This is a genomic window from Burkholderia sp. D-99, assembly GCF_011605345.1.
GTDB lineage: Bacteria > Pseudomonadota > Gammaproteobacteria > Burkholderiales > Burkholderiaceae > Burkholderia.
On record NZ_JAAOXM010000001.1, the window covers coordinates 1,532,552 to 1,549,200 of the forward strand.

The window sequence follows — 16,649 nt, forward strand, 5'->3', positions numbered from 1 at the left end:
CACCCCGGCGCACCGGGAGCGTTTGCGTTACGAGCGCATGGCCCGATACCAAGCGACGCCGTGCTCGTCCGTCACACACGTCGCCTTCCGTTGCGCGATCAGGTAATTCAGGCACGCGATGGCCTCGCCCGTCGCCATGTGCAGCAGGGACGACTGCGCCTCGCTGATCGGGCGCGAGAACAGCGCGGGGAATGTGTCGACGACGCGCTGCGGTTCACCGAGCAGCGCCAGCAATCGTGCGAAGGCGCGCTGCTGGCTGTCCGCCAATGCGGCGATACGCGCGTGCAGCCCTCTGAAGCACTCGCCATGCGCCGGCAACACCAACACGTCGTCGGGTACCTCGCGCCGGATCTTCTCGAGCGATTCGAGCCACTCGGCCATCGGATTCGCGTCCGGCTCGGTCGGTGTCACGGACACGTTCGACGAAATGCGCGGCAACACCTGATCGCCGGAGATCAGGATACGCAGCGCGGGGCAGTACAAGCACGCATGTTCGGGTGAATGCCCACTGCCCACGATCACGCGCCACTCGTGAGCACCGATCGTCAATGTATCGCCATCGCGCAATCGCCGATAGCTGTCGGGCAACGCATGGACATGCTTGCCGAACGCCCCGAAGCGGGCCCGGTACGTTTCGACCGATAAATCGCTCCAGCCCGCGCGGCGCAGGAAGGCGATCGCATCGGCCGGCGCTTCGCGCCCGGTATCAGACACCAGCATCCGGCACGACAGGTATTCGAGGCGGGTCATCCACAGACGGATACCGAACTTGCGCGTGAGCCAGCCGGCCAGACCGATGTGATCGGGATGCAGGTGCGTGACGAACACGCGCGTCATCGGCCGTCCGTCGCTCTTTGCAAACAGTGCCCGCCACGCAACGATCGCATCTTCGGTGCAGGCGCCCGTATCGACGATCGCCCAGCCGTCGCCGTCGTCGAGCGCCCACAGGTTGATGTGATCGAGCGCATAAGGCAACGGCATGCGAAACCAGTGGATGCCGGGGGCGACCTCCACCGGCTGCGCAGCAGCAGGCGGAGCGTCGAACGGATAGTCGAGCGCTGCTTTCGGCGGCGCTTCAATCGGCTTTTCCTGGGCCATCGTGCTCCCTCCAGGAGATTTCAATGAATGTGCATTACGGGCCAGTATGCGCCGCCCGGCAGTACACTGTCGGATCCGGTACGACGCGCGGCGCCGGCCGCGCCGATCCACCCGCGCTATGCGGCTTGTACGAGCCCCTGCAACGACGCTGCGTGACGCCGCACGCGGCCCGGCGTGCCGTACAGCGTTCGATCGAACGCGATCCGCTTGTACCAGTAGTGCAGCCCGAGTTCGTCGGTGATACCGATCCCGCCGTGGACCTCGATGGCCGTGCGCGCGACGAACTGTGCGGCATCCCCCACGAGTGCCTTCGCGTGCGCCGCATACAGCGGCGCATCGTCCGGCATCACGTCGAACGCATGAGCGGCATACCAGACCAGCGCACGCGTCGGTTCCAGTTCGGTCGCCATCTCGGCACACATATGCTTGACCGCCTGAAACGTTCCGATCAGCCGGCCAAACTGGCTGCGCTCCTTCGTGTAAGCCACCGCATCGTCGATCATGCGCCATCCGGCGCCGAGCGCGTCGGCAGCCAGCATGATCCATGCCGCATCCCGTAACCTCGCGTGCACACGGGCGTCCGCGCGCGGCAGCGTCTGCGCCTCGACTCGATCCAGCGCGAGTTCGACGGTCGGCCGCGTGCCGTCAATCGCGCTCAACGGCCTGCGCTGCACGCCGTTCGTCCTCGCGTCCACCAGGTACAGCGCACCCGATGTATCAGCAACGAGCCACGCATCGGCCTGCATGCCGTCCACGACGAACAGCGCGGTGCCGCTCAATCTGCCATTCACGCAGCGCAGCCCGGCGGCGTCGCGCACGCCGCTCCATGCCTCGCCGAATCCGACACCGACGATGCATTCGCCCGTCGCCATCCGCGGCAACCATTCCGCTTGCTGACTTGCGCTACCGGCCTCACGCAGCGCCAATGTTGCGAGGACCACACTGCCGAGGAACGGCACTGGCGCGGCGGCGCGCCCCAGCTCCTCGGACACGAGCGCGGCATCGAGCACGGACAGTTCGAGCCCGCCAAAGGTTTCCGGCACGAGCAGCGCCGGAATGCCCAGCTCGCACAACGTGCGCCAGACTTCCCGATTCATCGGGCATGCACCGTCGACGGTGGCGCGGACGCGCGACAGCGTGCATTCGCCGACCAGTGCACGTCGCAGGCTGTCGGCCAGCATGACCTGGTCTTGAGAAAGCGCAAATTCCATGATTCGTCTCCTGTCGCTCAGATCGCCAGCTTCGGCTCGCGCGGCATCTCGAGGCCGCGCTCCGCAATGATGTTCTTCTGAATCTGTGCAGTGCCGCCGCCAATGATCAGTCCAAGGTCGAATCCTTCGCGATGCTGCCATTCCCCGCCGGCGCGCACGCGCGGGTCTGCCTCGGTCAGCATGCCGATTTCACCGAGCGCGTCGAGCGCGAGCACGTCGATCTGATAGCGGGTCTCGCATCCATACAGCTTCGTGACGAGCCCCGGCAGACCCGGGTCCTCCTTGCGGCTCGCGTGCGTGAGCAGACGCATGCCGTGACAATGCTGCGCCAGCACGCGGCCCTGGAGCCGCATCAGCCGGTCGCCCAGGAGCGGATCGTTCATCACCGGGTCGCCGTCGACCGTCTCGCTGCGCATCAGGTTCGCCAGCTCGCTGTAACGACCGAGCAGCGCGGCCGGATTGGCAAGGTACGCGCGCTCATGGCAAAGCGTTGCGTTGGCAACGGCCCAGCCGTCCCCGCGTTTCCCGACGATCTGCTGCTGCGGCACGCGCACGTCGGTAAAGAAGACTTCGTTGAATTCGGCACGTCCCGTCATCGTCTTCAACGGACGGATCGTGATACCGGCAGTCTTCATCGAGAACAGCAGGTAACTGATGCCCGCATGCTTCGGCGCCTCGCGTTCGGTGCGAACCAGGCAGAAGATCATGTCGGCCTCGTGCGCAGTCGACGTCCAGATCTTCTGGCCGTTGACGATGAAATCGTCTCCGTCCTCGACGCCGCGCGTCTGCAGCGAAGCGAGATCGGATCCCGCATTGGGCTCCGAATAGCCCTGACACCACACCAGTTCGCCGCGAAGGGTCGGCGCGATCAGTTCGCGCTTCTGCGCATCGGTACCGAGCTCGAGCAGCGTCGGCACCAGCATCGAGATGCCCTGGCTGCCGAGCCCGAGCGGCACGCCGGCACGCGCGAACTCCTCGGTGATCAGGTGCTGCTCCATGACGTCCGGTTCCGCACCGTAGCCGCCATACTCCCGCGGGACCGTGCGGCCGGCATAGCCGTGTTCGAGCAGCAGCTTCTGCCACGCGATCTGCGCTGGCCCGGGGCGGCGGCCATGCTGCAGCGTGGCCGCCTCGTGACGGTGGCGCGCGAGAAATGCACGGACTTCGCCGCGCAGCGACTCATGTCTGGGGTGAAGCTTGAGGTCCATGTAAAGGCCTGTCGTAATGTTCCGATGCAATGTTGAACCGTGCCGCGCCGGTCGACGGACGACTGTCGGACCGAACGCCTGGCTCCCTGTCCTGCCTGTCGACCGAAAGCGGGCACCCCTACGCTGCTATTCCAGCTTGTCCGACAATCCAAGCGAGCGCCCGATGATCTCGAGCATGACTTCCGACGTGCCGGCGAAGATTCGCGACACGCGTGCGTCGCGATACATCCGGCTGATCCGGTATTCCTCCATGTAACCGGCGCCGCCATGCAACTGAAGGCAATCGTCGATCACACGGTTTTCCAGTTCCGATGTGAGGAGCTTGGCCGACGCCGCTGTCGCCGCCGTCAGGCGTCCGGCGTTGTGCTCGATGACGAGCGCATCGATCCACGTCTGCATCGCATCGAGTTCCGCGCGCCGGCGGGCCAGCACGAACCGCGTGTTTTGCAGGGCCCCGAGCGGGCGCCCGAACGCACGCCGCTCTTTCACGAACGGCAGCGTCAGGTCGAACGCTACCTGCGCGTGCGCGATCGACTGGCACGCGCTCAGCAGGCGTTCCTCTGCCAGACCTTCGGTCAGGTAAGCGAAACCGCACGCGGGGTCGCCCAGCACGTTCGAGCTGGGCACCCAGACGTCCTCGAAAAATAGCTCGGTCGTATCCTGCGCATCGAGCCCGAGCTTGCTCAACCGTTCGCCGCACTCGAAGCCCTTCATTCCGCGTTCGACGACGAAGATTCCGAACGCGCGGCGCTCGTCCGGGTTCGTCCGCGCCACGACGAGCACCGCATCGGCATTCAGCCCGTTCGATATGTATGTTTTCGTGCCGTTGATGAGCCACCCGCCGTCCCGGCGCTCGGCGCGAGTACGGATCCCGGCCAGGTCGGAGCCTGCCTGCGGCTCGGTCATCGCAACGGCAAGAATCGTCGTACCGCGGGCAGCGCCCGCCAGCCACCGATGCTTCTGTTCGTCGTTCCCGAGGCGTCCGATGTAAGGTGCCACCAAGCGCGAATGGAGCGTCAGGTACACGCCGATGTCGCCATGGCGGATCATTTCCTCGTACAGAATCTGCTCGTAGCGGAAATCAGCCATCCCGGCGCCGCCGTACGCTTCGTCGGCCCACATCAGCAACAGGCCGTTCGCGCCGGCCTTCTCGAAGATTGCCCGATCGCAACAGCCCCGCGCACGCCACTCATGCACATGCGGCGCAACTTCCTTCTGAATGAATCGGGAGACTGCATCCCGGAACTGCTCGTGTTCGGGATCGAAGATAAGGCGGCGTGTCGAGGACTGGGACATGGTGTTCAAACGTGAATGTGAGGGTTGCCGACGGCGATTCTCCGCCGGACGTCCGTGTCGAGCATGTCGGCCCGGGAGCCGTCCGTATTGCCGCCATGTCCGGCAGGCGAAGCGATCGGCTCGATGGACACCGGTCACCTCGCCGTCCTTGATCAGCGCGGTGCCATGCGGATCGCGCCGTCCAGTCGGACACACTCGCCGTTGAAATAGCCGTTCACGATCATCGTTTCGACGAGCTGTGCGAATTCCGCCGGCTGGCCGAAGCGCTTCGGAAAAGGCACCGATGCAGCCAGCGCCTCCTTGACGTTGTCAGGTGCCGCCTGCATTAGCGGCGTATCGAAGATGCCGGGCATGACCGTGTTGACGCGTATGCCTTCGCTCATCAGATCACGCGCGATCGGCAACGTCATGCCGGTCAATGCAGCCTTCGAAGCGCTGTATGCCGCCTGCCCCATCTGCCCGTCCTGTGCCGCCACGGACGCCGTATTGACGACGACCCCGCGTTCGCCGTCTTCCAATGGCTCGAGCTTCAGCATGCCGGCCGCCGATTTCGCGATGCAGCGGAATGTCCCGACCAGATTGATTTGTAGGATTCTGTCGAAGCTGTCAATTGGAAAATGCCGAATCTCGCCGGTCTTCCGGTCGCGGCCCACCGTCTTTGCGGTGAAACCGGTGCCGGCGCAATTGACCAGTACGCGCTCCTGGCCGTGCGCGGCGCGCGCGGCAGCGAATGCCGCGTCGACCTGCTCGTCGGACGTGACGTCGACCTTGCAGAACAAGCCGCCGATTTCCCGCGCCAGCGCTTCGCCCTGTTCGACGCTCATGTCGAACAGGGCGACCTTCACGCCGTGAGCCGCGAGGCGGCGTGCAGTCGCGGCGCCGAGGCCCGATGCGCCCCCCGTAACGATGGCGGCGGTGCATGAGTTCAGTTGCATGGCGTCTCCTTGAATCCTTTCAGTGGGAACCGACCTTCGATCGGTTCGGAACGGTTGTCTTCCGCTCGACGTATTGCCCGCACACGGGTGCAAGGTCGAGTGAAGCTGCAATCCCGCGTGTATCACGCAGGGTAGTAACGAGCCCCTGCCGCCGCCATCGCACGCATGGTCGGTGTCGCGACATAGGTCGCGCCGAGCTCGGCGTGGCGGTCGCACATTGCGACGACGTGATCGAGACCGAGCCAGTCGGCATACTTGAGCGCGCCGCCGGCGTGCACGGGAAAACCGAGCCCCAGGACGAGTGCCATATCCAGTTCGATTGCGGTCGCGACTACGCACTCATCGAGCACACGCGCCGCTTCGACGATCATCGGCAGCATCATGCGTTCGATGATCACGTCGTCCGGGAATGCGCGCGGGCCATTCGATTGAAGGGTCGCGACCAGCGCATGGGCATCCGGCGATGAGCACTTCGACGGCCGCCCCGCCCGGGCGGCGTCGTACCGATAGAATCCCTCGCCCGATTTCTGCCCGTAGCGTTGCCGTTCGACCATCAGTCCGAGTGCACTGCCGCCGACCGGCGGCATCCGGTCGCGGTAGCCGGCACCGATCACGTCGACGACACGGTCGAGCACGTCCATCCCGATCACGTCCAGCAAGTACGCCGGCCCCATCGGCCAGCCGAAACCCTCCATCGCGCGATCGACGGTTTCGAAATCGGCGCCGTCCTCCAGCAGACGAAGAAATGCATTGACGTAGGGCATCAGCACGCGGTTGACGACGAAACCCGGACAGTCGCGCACGATGATCGGGGTCTTGCCCAATGCAACTGCGTACCCCGCTGCCGTCGCCACTGCCGCGTCGCTCGTCCGGCTGCCGCGTACCACCTCGACCAGTCGCATCTTCGACACCGGATTGAAGAAATGCATGCCGACAAGCTGCTCCGGACGCGCTAGCGAGCGGGCCAGTTCATCGATACCGAGGCTCGACGTGTTCGAAGCCAGCACCGTATCGGCAGGCACCAACCGCTCGAGTTCGGCGAGTACGCTACGCTTGACATCAGGATGCTCGACTACGGCCTCGATGGCAAAGTCGACCTCATCCAGGCCGGCATCGTCGTGTTGTGGCGTGATCGACGCGTAACTATCGTCAGCCTGCCCAAGGCCGGGCCAGCCGCTCTGCACATGCTGCTCCAGTTGCTTGCGAACCGCGTCCATTCCTGCGTCGAGCCGTGCTTGCGAGATGTCCTTCATGCGCGTCGGGATGCCATGGAGTGCGTTCGCGTACGCAATTCCACCGCCCATCGTTCCGGCACCGATCACGGCAGCCCGCGAAACCGGCCTTGCCGCCTGCGCGGAACGTTTGACCTGCTTCTTGAGCACCTGCTCATTGAGAAAAATCTGGACCAGCGACGCAGCTGCTTGTGTACGTGCGACACGGCCGAATGAATCGGCTTCGTTATCGAGTGCGTCCTCAAGATCGTGCACTGCGGCGCGCTCCATCGTCTCGGCCGCAATTGCAGCGGCGGGTCGGTTCAGGTCGTGCAGTGCGCTGATCCTGGAACGGGCGCGGTCGATAACATCCGCTGCCTCGCGCGCCGATATCGGCAGGCACACCTTCTTGCGTCGTTGCGCAGCTCGCCAGTCAATTTCGCCTGTCGCCGCGCGGCGCAGCCATGCGAGCGCGGTCTCTCTCAGCGCATCGGGCGCAACGACTTCATCCACCACGCCTGCCGCGATCGCCGCATTACCATCGAACGACTGCCCCGTGGCAACCCAGTCGATCGCGGCGGCCAGACCGGCCACGCGCGATAGCCGGGCCGTGCCGCCCAGCCCCGGAATCAACCCGAGCGAGACTTCCGGGAGCCCGACCCGGGCATTCGACGCCATCACGCGAAACGCGCCGAGCAGCGCCAGTTCGAGCCCGCCGCCGAGCGCATAGCCGTTGATCGCAATCACGCTCGGAACGGGGAGATCCTCAAACGTGGTCACATGCGCGTCGTTCGTGCGTACGGCAGTGGCAATTGCGTCCGCGGATTGTCGGAACATCGCAGAAAACTCCGTGATGTCGGCGCCGACGATGAATACGTCCTTTGCGCTTGTCACAAGCACGCCGCGCACTGCTGACGTCGCGGCAATACATACCGTCGCCTTCTGAAATTCGTCGATCGTGCGAGCGTCCAGCTTGTTGATCGCGGCATCGCGTCGATCGAATCGCAACTCGACAAATCCGTCGACCAACGGCAGCACGCTGATGTTTTCACCTTGAAACAACAAACTTTCCTCCAATCGTTCGCTACTACTCGATGCGAACCAGTGTAGGCAAGCGCACTCCCGAACTCATCGTCGGAAGCGACGAATCGCACGACGAGTCGTCCGGGCCATGCATTCGTCGGCGCAAACAAAAACGGGCGTCCGATTGGACGCCCGCCTTTCATTGACCGTGTGTTCGGCACCACCGGCCCCGAGTCAAACCATCAGAGCGACGACACCAGATGCCCGCCATCGACCGCCAGCGCCGCACCGGTAATCCATGAACCCGCATCCGTCGCAAGCAACAGCAGCGCCCCATCGAGTTCTTCCGGCATTCCAAGACGCCTCATCGGGATGCGCTTGATCATCGCCTTGCCATGCTCGGTTTCCCATAGCCCATCGGTCATCTCGGTACGCACATACCCGGGCTCGATAGCATTGACGCGAATACCGTAACGCGCCCACTCGAGCGCCAGGCTGCGCGTCATGTGCACGACCGCCGCCTTCGACGTCGAGTAAGCCGCGATGCCGGTCGCGACGCGTTCGCCCTGGATCGATGCGACATTGACGATCGCGCCGCCCCGCGCCAAATCCCGCCAGCGTCGGGCGGCTTCCGTCGCGACCAGCCACGCACCGCGCAGGTTGATCGCCATCACTTCGTCGAACCGTTCGATCGGCTGATCGATGGCCAGTCCGTCCCCGGAAATACCTGCGTTGTTGACGACCACGTCGAGCGGTGCCCCGGTCGCGGAAATCGTGTCGAACCCGGCCGATACGGATGCGGGATCGGTAACGTCAAGCGGCAACACCGTCACGTCCGGCGCGCCAAGTTCGCGCAGCTCCACGGCTAGCGCCTCGAGTCGCGCAACTCGTCGCGCACCGACAACGACCGACGCACCGCAGCGGGCGGCCAGGCGCGAAAAGTGTTCACCGAAACCCGACGACGCGCCCGTTATCAGGACGCGTCGCCCCTTCAACTTGATACCCAGATCCATTCCTTCTCCCGTTCAGAGGGATGCTTCCATATCCGCCGTCCGTATCGATGCACCGCTGGACGTCGCCAAGGTTGCAGACTCACCCGAGCTTTTGCGTGTAGCGCGCCCTGAGGCGCTTCTTGTCTAGTTTGCCGACGCTCGTCCTGTCGATCTGCTCGACCAACTCGAACGCGTCCGGCATCGCATACGACGGAATAACCCCGCGTTCTACCAGACGGTGCATGTGTGCACGCAACGTGCACGCATCCAGCGCCGCATCCAGCTCGACCTTGACCACGGCCAGCGGCCGCTCACCCCACTTCTCGTCGGGTATACCGATCACCGCCACCTCGGCGACGCCTGGACATTGGCCAATCAATCCTTCGAGCTCGACCGACGAAATCCACTCGCCGCCGCTCTTGATCACGTCCTTCGCACGATCGACAAGATGGAGGTACCCGTGCGCGTCAAAACGGCCGACGTCGCCCGTGTGCATCCAGCCGCCGTCCCACAGGGCGGCGCTGGCCTCATCGTTCTTCAGATAACCCTGCGTCAGATACGGCGTGCGCGCGACGACCTCGCCAACCGACACGCCGTCTTCCGGCAAAGGGTCGCCGGCCGGGTCCACCACCCGAACCTGCGCCATCAGGATAGGCATCCCGGCCGTCGTGCGGATATCTATATCGCGCTCTTCGCGCGCATCCGCATCGTCGATCTCGTCCAGAAGGTCCGTTTTGATCTGTGCCAGCGTCAACAGCGGGCAGCTTTCCGACATCCCGTACCCGGTATAGATATCGATGTGGCGAGCGAGCGCCTGCCGGCACAACGTGCGCGGTAACGCGCTGCCGCCGATCAGTACCTTCCAGCGATGAAAATCCGCGCCAGATGCATCCGGCGCCCCCAGCACCATGCTCAGCACCGTTGGAACGCAATGCGAGAAAGTCACGCGCTCACGCTTGACCAGATCGACGATCACCGCCGGTTCGTATCGTCCCGGATAGATCTGCTGCCAGCCGCACAGCGTGGCGATGTACGGATAACCCCACGCATGCGCATGAAACATTGGTGTAAGCGGCATGTACACGTCGTTGCGCGAGAATCGTCCGTTCTCGCCCGCCTGGGAAACGCTTGCCAGCACCGTCAGGCAATGCAATACGATTTGTCGATGGCTGAAGCTCACGCCTTTCGGATTGCCGGTGGTGCCTGTCGTGTAATACAGCGTCGCGCGCGTGTTCTCGTCGAACTCCGGGAACTCATGCACCGGATCGGCAGCCGCCAACATCGATTCGTACTCGCCCGCCCATGCAAATCCGGGACGCACGACCTTGTCGTCACTGAGACAGATGAAGCGCGTGATCTGCGGTAGCTGCTCGCTAATTTGCTGAATCATCGGCAGGAAGTCGACATTCAGCAGCATCGTGTCCACGCCGGCATGATCGAGTGTGTACGCGAGTTGATCAGAGGAAAGGCGAAAATTCGCCGTCATCAGCGTGGCTCCAAGCATCGGAACCGCAAAATAGGCTTCGAGATAGCGGTTGGTGTCCCAGTCGAGCACCGCAACCGTACTTCCTTTGCCAACCCCGATCCTCGACAGCGCGCTGCCGAGGCGATTGATGCGCTCGATCAGCGTCGCATAATCAAAACGCGCGAGGTCACGGTAGACGATTTCCTTGCGTGAGCGCTGCGCGATCGGCGTGACAAGCAGTTGCTTGATCAGCAGCGGAAAGGCGTACGGGTTCATGTGTCTCCAGTTCTCTTTTCGTATCAAGGCGCGGCGAACATATGTGCCGGTAGCCTGTCCCAACTGTAGATCGGATGCCACGCACAGGCATCGTCGGATACGACGATTCCTGTCGACTCGGCAATCCCGATCGCCAGGGTCCAGTCCGGCGGGAAAATCCCGAACGCAGAGACTCGACTGCTTTGCTAGACTATACGGTCCGCTTTCCCGACTTCGCAAATGACTTCGCCTTCAGTCGAAGCTCGGCGCATACCGAGCATGAAAGTCAGCCCTCCCGCCGCTTCCGCGTCCCAGGTGATTCGACAGGGTGTCTGTCAATTGCTAAGCGCATCTGCGTCGCCTCGCCTGGTTCTCGTCCGCGCACCGGCTGGCTTCGGCAAGACGACGGCCATGCTGCAACACCACGCTCGACTCGAACAGGCATCGGTGTCCGCCGCATGGTTTACCCTCGACAGCGCAGATAACGATCCCGTCCGTTTCCTGCAGGGCTTCAAGGTCGCCATCGCGACCGTAGTCGGTGACGACGCTTTTTCCGACACGAGTTTCCCGCAATCGGAGACGCTCGGTGAGGCCGCGTTGCGTGTGATGAACGTCGTCGCCGGTCTAAAAAAGCCGTTCGCGGTCTTCCTAGACGACTTCGAAGTGTTACAGGATCCGAGCGTCGTCGCATGGATACGGGAATTCATCGACCATTTGCCTCATGGTGGCCAGCTCGTGATCGGTTCACGCAGCCTGCCGGACCTGCGGATGGGGCGACTGCGTGCGCGTGGGCAACTCGTCGAAATCGATGCGCATGTATTGCGGTTTTCTCTCGACGAGACCGACGAATTCTTCCGTATCGTTCAGGGCGCATCGCTTCCGAAAAGCGAACTGGCACGCCTCCATAACAAGACCGAAGGGTGGGCGGCAGCGTTGTGGCTCGCGTCTGCTTCGCTCCGTCGCAATAATTCTCACGCCGATTTCATCAACCGTTTCTCCGGTACCAACCGGTCGGTTGCAGACTATCTGGCCGAGGATGTGTTCGCCCAGCAATCAGAGCCGGTTCGCCAGTTTCTGTTGCGAACCAGCATCTTGCGTTACCTGAGCGTCCCTTTGTGTCAAAGGCTTCTGCCCGACATGGATTGCGAACCGATTCTCAACCAGCTCGAGGCGTCCAGCCTGATTGCGCTGATCGACAGCGAGGATCGAACCTGGCGATACCATAGCCTGATTGCCGAATTCCTGAAGGCGCAGTTGCAGCGCGACGCACCGGATGACATACCGCGCTTGCATCGGGTCGCATCGGATTGGTACCTGAATCAACGGCGGCCGGTCCCCGCCATCGATCACGCGCTCGAAGGAAGCGATTTCCCGCGTGCGGTCGACCTGCTCGAGAAATTTGCGCTACCGCTGCTCGCACAGGGAAGGATGCGCCTGCTTTCGCGCTGGTTCGATGCGCTACCCGCCCAGATCCTGCACGACCACCCGATGCTGCTCGCGGCGCGCATCTGGTCCGTCAACTTCACGCGCGGGCCATGGGAAGCCATGGAGCTCCTCGAGTCCAGTCGCTTGCAGGAGGTTGACGACCCTCAAGTGCGCCCGCACGTACTCGCTCTCCGGCCGGTTCTGCTCGCTATGATGGACCGCTCCGAGAAGGCGCTCGAGGTCGGCCGCGAATGCCTGAAGCATTGTCCGACCGGTTCGGTATTCGCCGACATGATGCTCGCTAACGTGATGGCGAACCAGTTCGCCGTTGCGGGCCAACGATCGGAATCACGTCGCCTGCTGGAGATGGCCAGACGCTCGCAAGGCACGGATTTCAGTGCCTTCAACATCATGTATTCCGAAACTATCGAGGCAATTTTCGATCTTCAGGAAGGGCGCCTGCGCGAAGCGACTGCCCGGTTGCGCATTGCAGTGGCGAGCGGCAGCTCGCATCACGATGGCTATACTGGGGGTAATGCCTGGGCCGGATTGATGTACGCGGCAACCGTATATGAAACCAACGACCTCGCTCAGGCGGCGCATCTTCTTCAGGTTTATGTCCCCCTCGCCCGCGATGTACTTCTCCCCGATCACGTCATGCTCGGTCACGTGATGCAGTCTCGGGTCGCATTCGCTCGCGGCGACGTAGACGAGGCATTCGAAATTCTCACTCAACTCGAGTATCTCGGGCATGTTCGACGCCTTACACGCATGACTGCCGGTGCGAAACTCGAGCGCGCCCGTATCCTGTTAATGCAGGGACATCATCGTGCGGCACAGGATGAATTGGCGCGTGCAGAGGATCCCGCACTATGGAGCCATGTCGGGCAATTGCACCTTATCGGCAATGATCTCGACTACCTTAAGCTTGCGAAGCTCCGATGGGAAGCACTTGCCGGCGACGCGCAAGCTGTCGTCTCACGGTTGAACAAGGCAGCAGAACTGGCCGATCAGGAAGCTCGCCATCGGCGTGCAATGAAACTACGTTTGCTTGCTGCAATTGCGGCACACCGCTCGGGAGACCCGATAGCAGCCCAATCCATACTGGATCCGGTGCTCAAAGCTGCGTGCCGAGAAGGTTTTGTGCGCTTGCTGCTCGATGAAGGTGAGCAACATGTGGGTCCGTTGCTACGACAATTTTCCCGGTCACTTGATGTGAGCGGCGCGGCGTCGCCGGATCCGATCCTGGCTGACTACATCCTCAGACTAGGGCGTGCGTGCGGGCTGGCAGACGAGCCGATCACGCCGGCCACGGCCGATCAACCCGAGCTGCTCGATCCGCTGACACCCAAGGAAATTCGTGTCCTTCAGCTTTTGGCTGAAGGGTACTCCAATCAGGCGATCGCGGAGAAACTGTTCGTATCCGAGAGTACGGTTCGTACTCACTTGCGCAACATCAACAACAAGGTGAGTGCCCATAGCCGCACGCAGGCCGTGGCGATCGCGCGAAAGCTCGGACTGATCGGCTGACCTCTTTTGCGATCACCGAATCTTAGCCAACGGTTTACATCTAAATCTAGCTACCCCGACACAGCGTAGTATGGTGGCCAACACGTCTATCGTCCGACAGGGCAGTTTCGCGACGGTTCGTCTGCTACGCCGATCGATGTCCCTGTCGCAAGCTCGACTATGAATTCGAAATCAGCGCGGTGATTGGTACTGGCAACCCTTGAAGCGGGTCTATCCCACCGACGAGAGTCCAGCATCACATCTTCCGCCTGTGCTTGCTCAACGACTGGTCGGCATGTGAAGTCAAGCACGGGAGATGCAACCACTTGGGCGGTTGCTCGCGAAGAACTTCGCAGCCACGATTTCGCCACGGGTAGCGACCCTCTCGATGTACGAGCTGATCGCGCTCCCCTGCCCGGCCCCAACCTCCGGACTACTTGAGTGCGAAAAACAATGCCAATAGCAGGAGCACAGCACGTCGGCATCGGCAATGGGGGGCATCGTTGCTACCTCGAAGGCGGAGATACAGTCGCACTTCTACGGCAACAGTGACGAGCCAATTTCCTCACAGGCTTCAGCTCGGTCACGGAGACCGAATGCTGCTCGCGCTGCCGCCTACCATGGCTACGACTCTGCAATGAATTCGCTGTCGCTGCTGTCTGGTAACAAGTGGTCGAGGTGTTCCGAAAATAACATCTCGAAGACACCTACTAGGCGATCACGAGTGTCCGCAGAGAACACCGCATCCTGTATCTCAATGTGACGCCACCAGACGGTCAATTTTGCGAACCCTGGCATGTGCTCGCTCCGTCGTTTCCGGATATGTAGATGGCCGAATACGTTAAACCCACCATGCTCAAGACTAAACCCACCGTACTCGAGCAAAGTACGCGTAGCGTCAAGGGCCTCTTTTGTACCTCGCACAAACAAACTGCCGCCAGTCAAAGACGCACGGTGCCGCCTTACCTGAGCTTCCTTGATAATCGTCGCCGCAGCGCGTTCGAGCACCGCGATGCGCCGGATGTTTTCCTGAGATTTCGTTTCGATCATCTCCTGACGTCGCGCCTCGCGCCGGCGCACCCGCTCTTCACGCGAAAGTTGCGAGTAATGACTCTGCTTGACCGTGTCACGCGGCGGCTCGACGAGCTTGAGTTGACCGATACCGATATCCTCGCGAAGGGCATCGAATAAGGCTAGTGCGCGGTCACTGCACTCCATTGAGAACCACTCGGTTCCGCCATCTCCATTAAGCCTTCGCCGAAATCGATGAAGCAGACGGTGCAGCACACCCTCCGCGCGGTAGCAAGCCTCGCGCGTGCCCTTTGCCGCCCAAGACTTCGCGTAGTCCACTCGTTGAGAAAAAGCCGTGGCCCGCGCAGGGATATCATGCGCGATTCCGATCTTGAACACGCTGCCGTCGGCATGCGCCAGCATGTACAGATAACACGACTGAGATGGATCTTCAGCGGTGAACTGGTTGTTGACATTCATTCAATTTTCTCTCGGATTGTCACGTTGAACATAAGTTATGTCAGGCGGCTTATTTTTTGAGATTGGTCTTGTGGCCAAGTCGACTATTTCGAGTGGGAGATTACGTTGCGTGTCCTTCGTGCCCATAAGACACGTTATGCATTTCGCTATTTCAAAGTCAGATCTCGCCCCCATAGGGCTCGATAGATTGACGCTCCACGAGGAGTCCTCGTTCCGCTAAAGAAAGTTAGTCGGTGACCCTCGAAGGTCACCGATAAAAAAGTAACGCTACGCGCCCGTGCCCTTAAGGGCACATAGGGCGCTCCGCTCGTCTGATCGCTTCGTTTCACTCGCTCAAGGGTGGACTCTCACCATCTCCGTAGGTTCTTCCTCTCTCCAAGACAATCGGAAAGGAAAGAACACGACGACAACGCTTCTGTCTATAGGATACGAAGCCTCCGCGTTAAATTTCATCTGCGCCACGAATCGTACGAGTGAAGCGAGATCAATGGTGACGGGCAGTACGTGCTTCATAATCGATCGAGCACCAAGAAGCCGATCAGCGAGAACACCATCCTGTACGAGTTGTACCGGATGGGTTACCACTCGCGGATGAGGGGCCCCGGTTTCCGGGGGCTCACCTCGACCATCCTGAACGAGCACAGTTTCAACCGAGACTGGATCGAGAGGCAGCTAGCTCACTGCGAGTGCGACGAGGTTCGCGCGGCCTATAACCACGCCGGGTACCTGCCCGAGCGCCGGAAGATGACGCAGTGGTGGTGGACTATTAGGCTGGACGCGTTTCCTACCCGTGAGGTGCGGACAGAACTCATGCGTCAATGCTGACAGGGAAGGTGGTGGGTATTTTCAAAATTTATACCCCAAAAACACTCCTAAGAAATCGTGGTCGTGAATTCAACGGGTGCGATCCCTGTCATTGGCTAGCGTTGGCCAATTCATACTACTACTTGCCAATGCTAGCCAGTCCGGTATCTTATCGGTAGTGGTATTTTTGCCTTGATAGGCGCCACTACAGCTCCGACCGGCGGAGAAGATTTCGCGGTACGGCGGCGATGATTCTGCAAATAAGCGACCAACGATTCGGGGGAATCTTGAGCACACTTGTCAGCCAGCCCGGTGCCACCGGCGAAACCGTATTTTTCCAGCATGGAAACGTGACCGTCACGAACACACGCTTTATCGTGCCGGGCCAGACGTACGCCATGAGCAACGTCACTTCCATCAAGCACCTCGAGAAAGCACCGTCCAGGGCACTTGGCGTGATTGTTGCCATCATCGGTGTCCTGATCCTGTTCGCGCATGCGTGGGTGTTTGGCTTGATCGCGATTGCTTTGGGTGTGTTTCTCGCTTGGAACGCCAAAGGGCAGTATGACGTACTGTTACATACCGCCTCGGGAGAGGTGCGCGCGTTCCAGTCACCGGATCGTGGCCTCGTTCAGCAGATCGTTAGCGCGCTCAACCAAGCCGTGGTATTTCGAGGCTGAAGCAGGGGTTGGAGCATGCCGGTGCAATAACAAGAGATCAACCACC

General features: G+C 61.6%; 11 protein-coding genes and 1 pseudogene. 3 read left to right on the forward strand and 9 right to left on the reverse strand.

What is annotated here, in order from left to right:
• Positions 1 to 27 precede the first annotated feature (27 nt).
• From HAV18_RS06660 to HAV18_RS06695, 8 genes are all read right to left on the reverse strand, one after another.
• Positions 28 to 1,098, reverse strand: coding sequence for an MBL fold metallo-hydrolase (locus HAV18_RS06660; protein WP_166953932.1), 1,071 nt, complete (start codon positions 1,096 to 1,098; stop codon positions 28 to 30).
• A gap of 116 nt (positions 1,099 to 1,214) precedes the next feature.
• Positions 1,215 to 2,309: an acyl-CoA dehydrogenase family protein gene (locus HAV18_RS06665; protein WP_166953934.1), complete on the reverse strand. Its 1,095-nt coding sequence runs from the start codon at positions 2,307 to 2,309 to the stop codon at positions 1,215 to 1,217.
• A gap of 17 nt (positions 2,310 to 2,326) precedes the next feature.
• Complete coding sequence (locus tag HAV18_RS06670; protein WP_166953936.1) at positions 2,327 to 3,517, reverse strand: acyl-CoA dehydrogenase family protein; 1,191 nt, start codon at positions 3,515 to 3,517, stop codon at positions 2,327 to 2,329.
• A 126-nt stretch (positions 3,518 to 3,643) separates the two neighbouring features.
• Positions 3,644 to 4,813 (reverse strand): acyl-CoA dehydrogenase family protein, encoded by a 1,170-nt coding sequence (locus HAV18_RS06675; RefSeq protein WP_166954193.1) that lies wholly within the window; start codon positions 4,811 to 4,813, stop codon positions 3,644 to 3,646.
• A gap of 152 nt (positions 4,814 to 4,965) precedes the next feature.
• Positions 4,966 to 5,748 (reverse strand): SDR family NAD(P)-dependent oxidoreductase, encoded by a 783-nt coding sequence (locus tag HAV18_RS06680; RefSeq protein WP_166954194.1) that lies wholly within the window; start codon positions 5,746 to 5,748, stop codon positions 4,966 to 4,968.
• A gap of 122 nt (positions 5,749 to 5,870) precedes the next feature.
• Positions 5,871 to 8,021, reverse strand: a complete 2,151-nt coding sequence (gene fadB, locus HAV18_RS06685; RefSeq protein WP_166953938.1) for a fatty acid oxidation complex subunit alpha FadB — start codon at positions 8,019 to 8,021, stop codon at positions 5,871 to 5,873.
• 203 nt (positions 8,022 to 8,224) lie between these two features.
• A complete protein-coding gene (locus HAV18_RS06690) occupies positions 8,225 to 8,995 on the reverse strand; it encodes an SDR family NAD(P)-dependent oxidoreductase (RefSeq protein ID WP_166953940.1) in 771 nt (256 codons plus the stop codon).
• Between the two features lie 79 nt (positions 8,996 to 9,074).
• Positions 9,075 to 10,715: a fatty acid--CoA ligase gene (locus HAV18_RS06695; protein ID WP_166953942.1), complete on the reverse strand. Its 1,641-nt coding sequence runs from the start codon at positions 10,713 to 10,715 to the stop codon at positions 9,075 to 9,077.
• 258 nt (positions 10,716 to 10,973) lie between these two features.
• On the opposite strand from HAV18_RS06695, the gene HAV18_RS06700 reads away from it, so the two are divergent.
• On the forward strand, positions 10,974 to 13,649 hold the full coding sequence (locus tag HAV18_RS06700) for a LuxR C-terminal-related transcriptional regulator (RefSeq protein WP_243771552.1): 2,676 nt from the start codon (positions 10,974 to 10,976) through the stop codon (positions 13,647 to 13,649).
• Positions 13,650 to 14,252: 603 nt separating this feature from the next.
• On the opposite strand, the gene HAV18_RS06705 is transcribed toward HAV18_RS06700, so the two are convergent.
• Complete coding sequence (locus tag HAV18_RS06705) at positions 14,253 to 15,119, reverse strand: GIY-YIG nuclease family protein (protein ID WP_166953946.1); 867 nt, start codon at positions 15,117 to 15,119, stop codon at positions 14,253 to 14,255.
• Positions 15,120 to 15,653: 534 nt separating this feature from the next.
• On the opposite strand from HAV18_RS06705, the pseudogene HAV18_RS40340 reads away from it, so the two are divergent.
• Positions 15,654 to 15,944 (forward strand): annotated as a pseudogene (locus HAV18_RS40340) (tyrosine-type recombinase/integrase); the annotation flags it as partial.
• A gap of 266 nt (positions 15,945 to 16,210) precedes the next feature.
• Positions 16,211 to 16,603: a DUF6232 family protein gene (locus HAV18_RS06710; protein ID WP_166953948.1), complete on the forward strand. Its 393-nt coding sequence runs from the start codon at positions 16,211 to 16,213 to the stop codon at positions 16,601 to 16,603.
• The last annotated feature ends 46 nt before the right edge of the window (positions 16,604 to 16,649 follow it).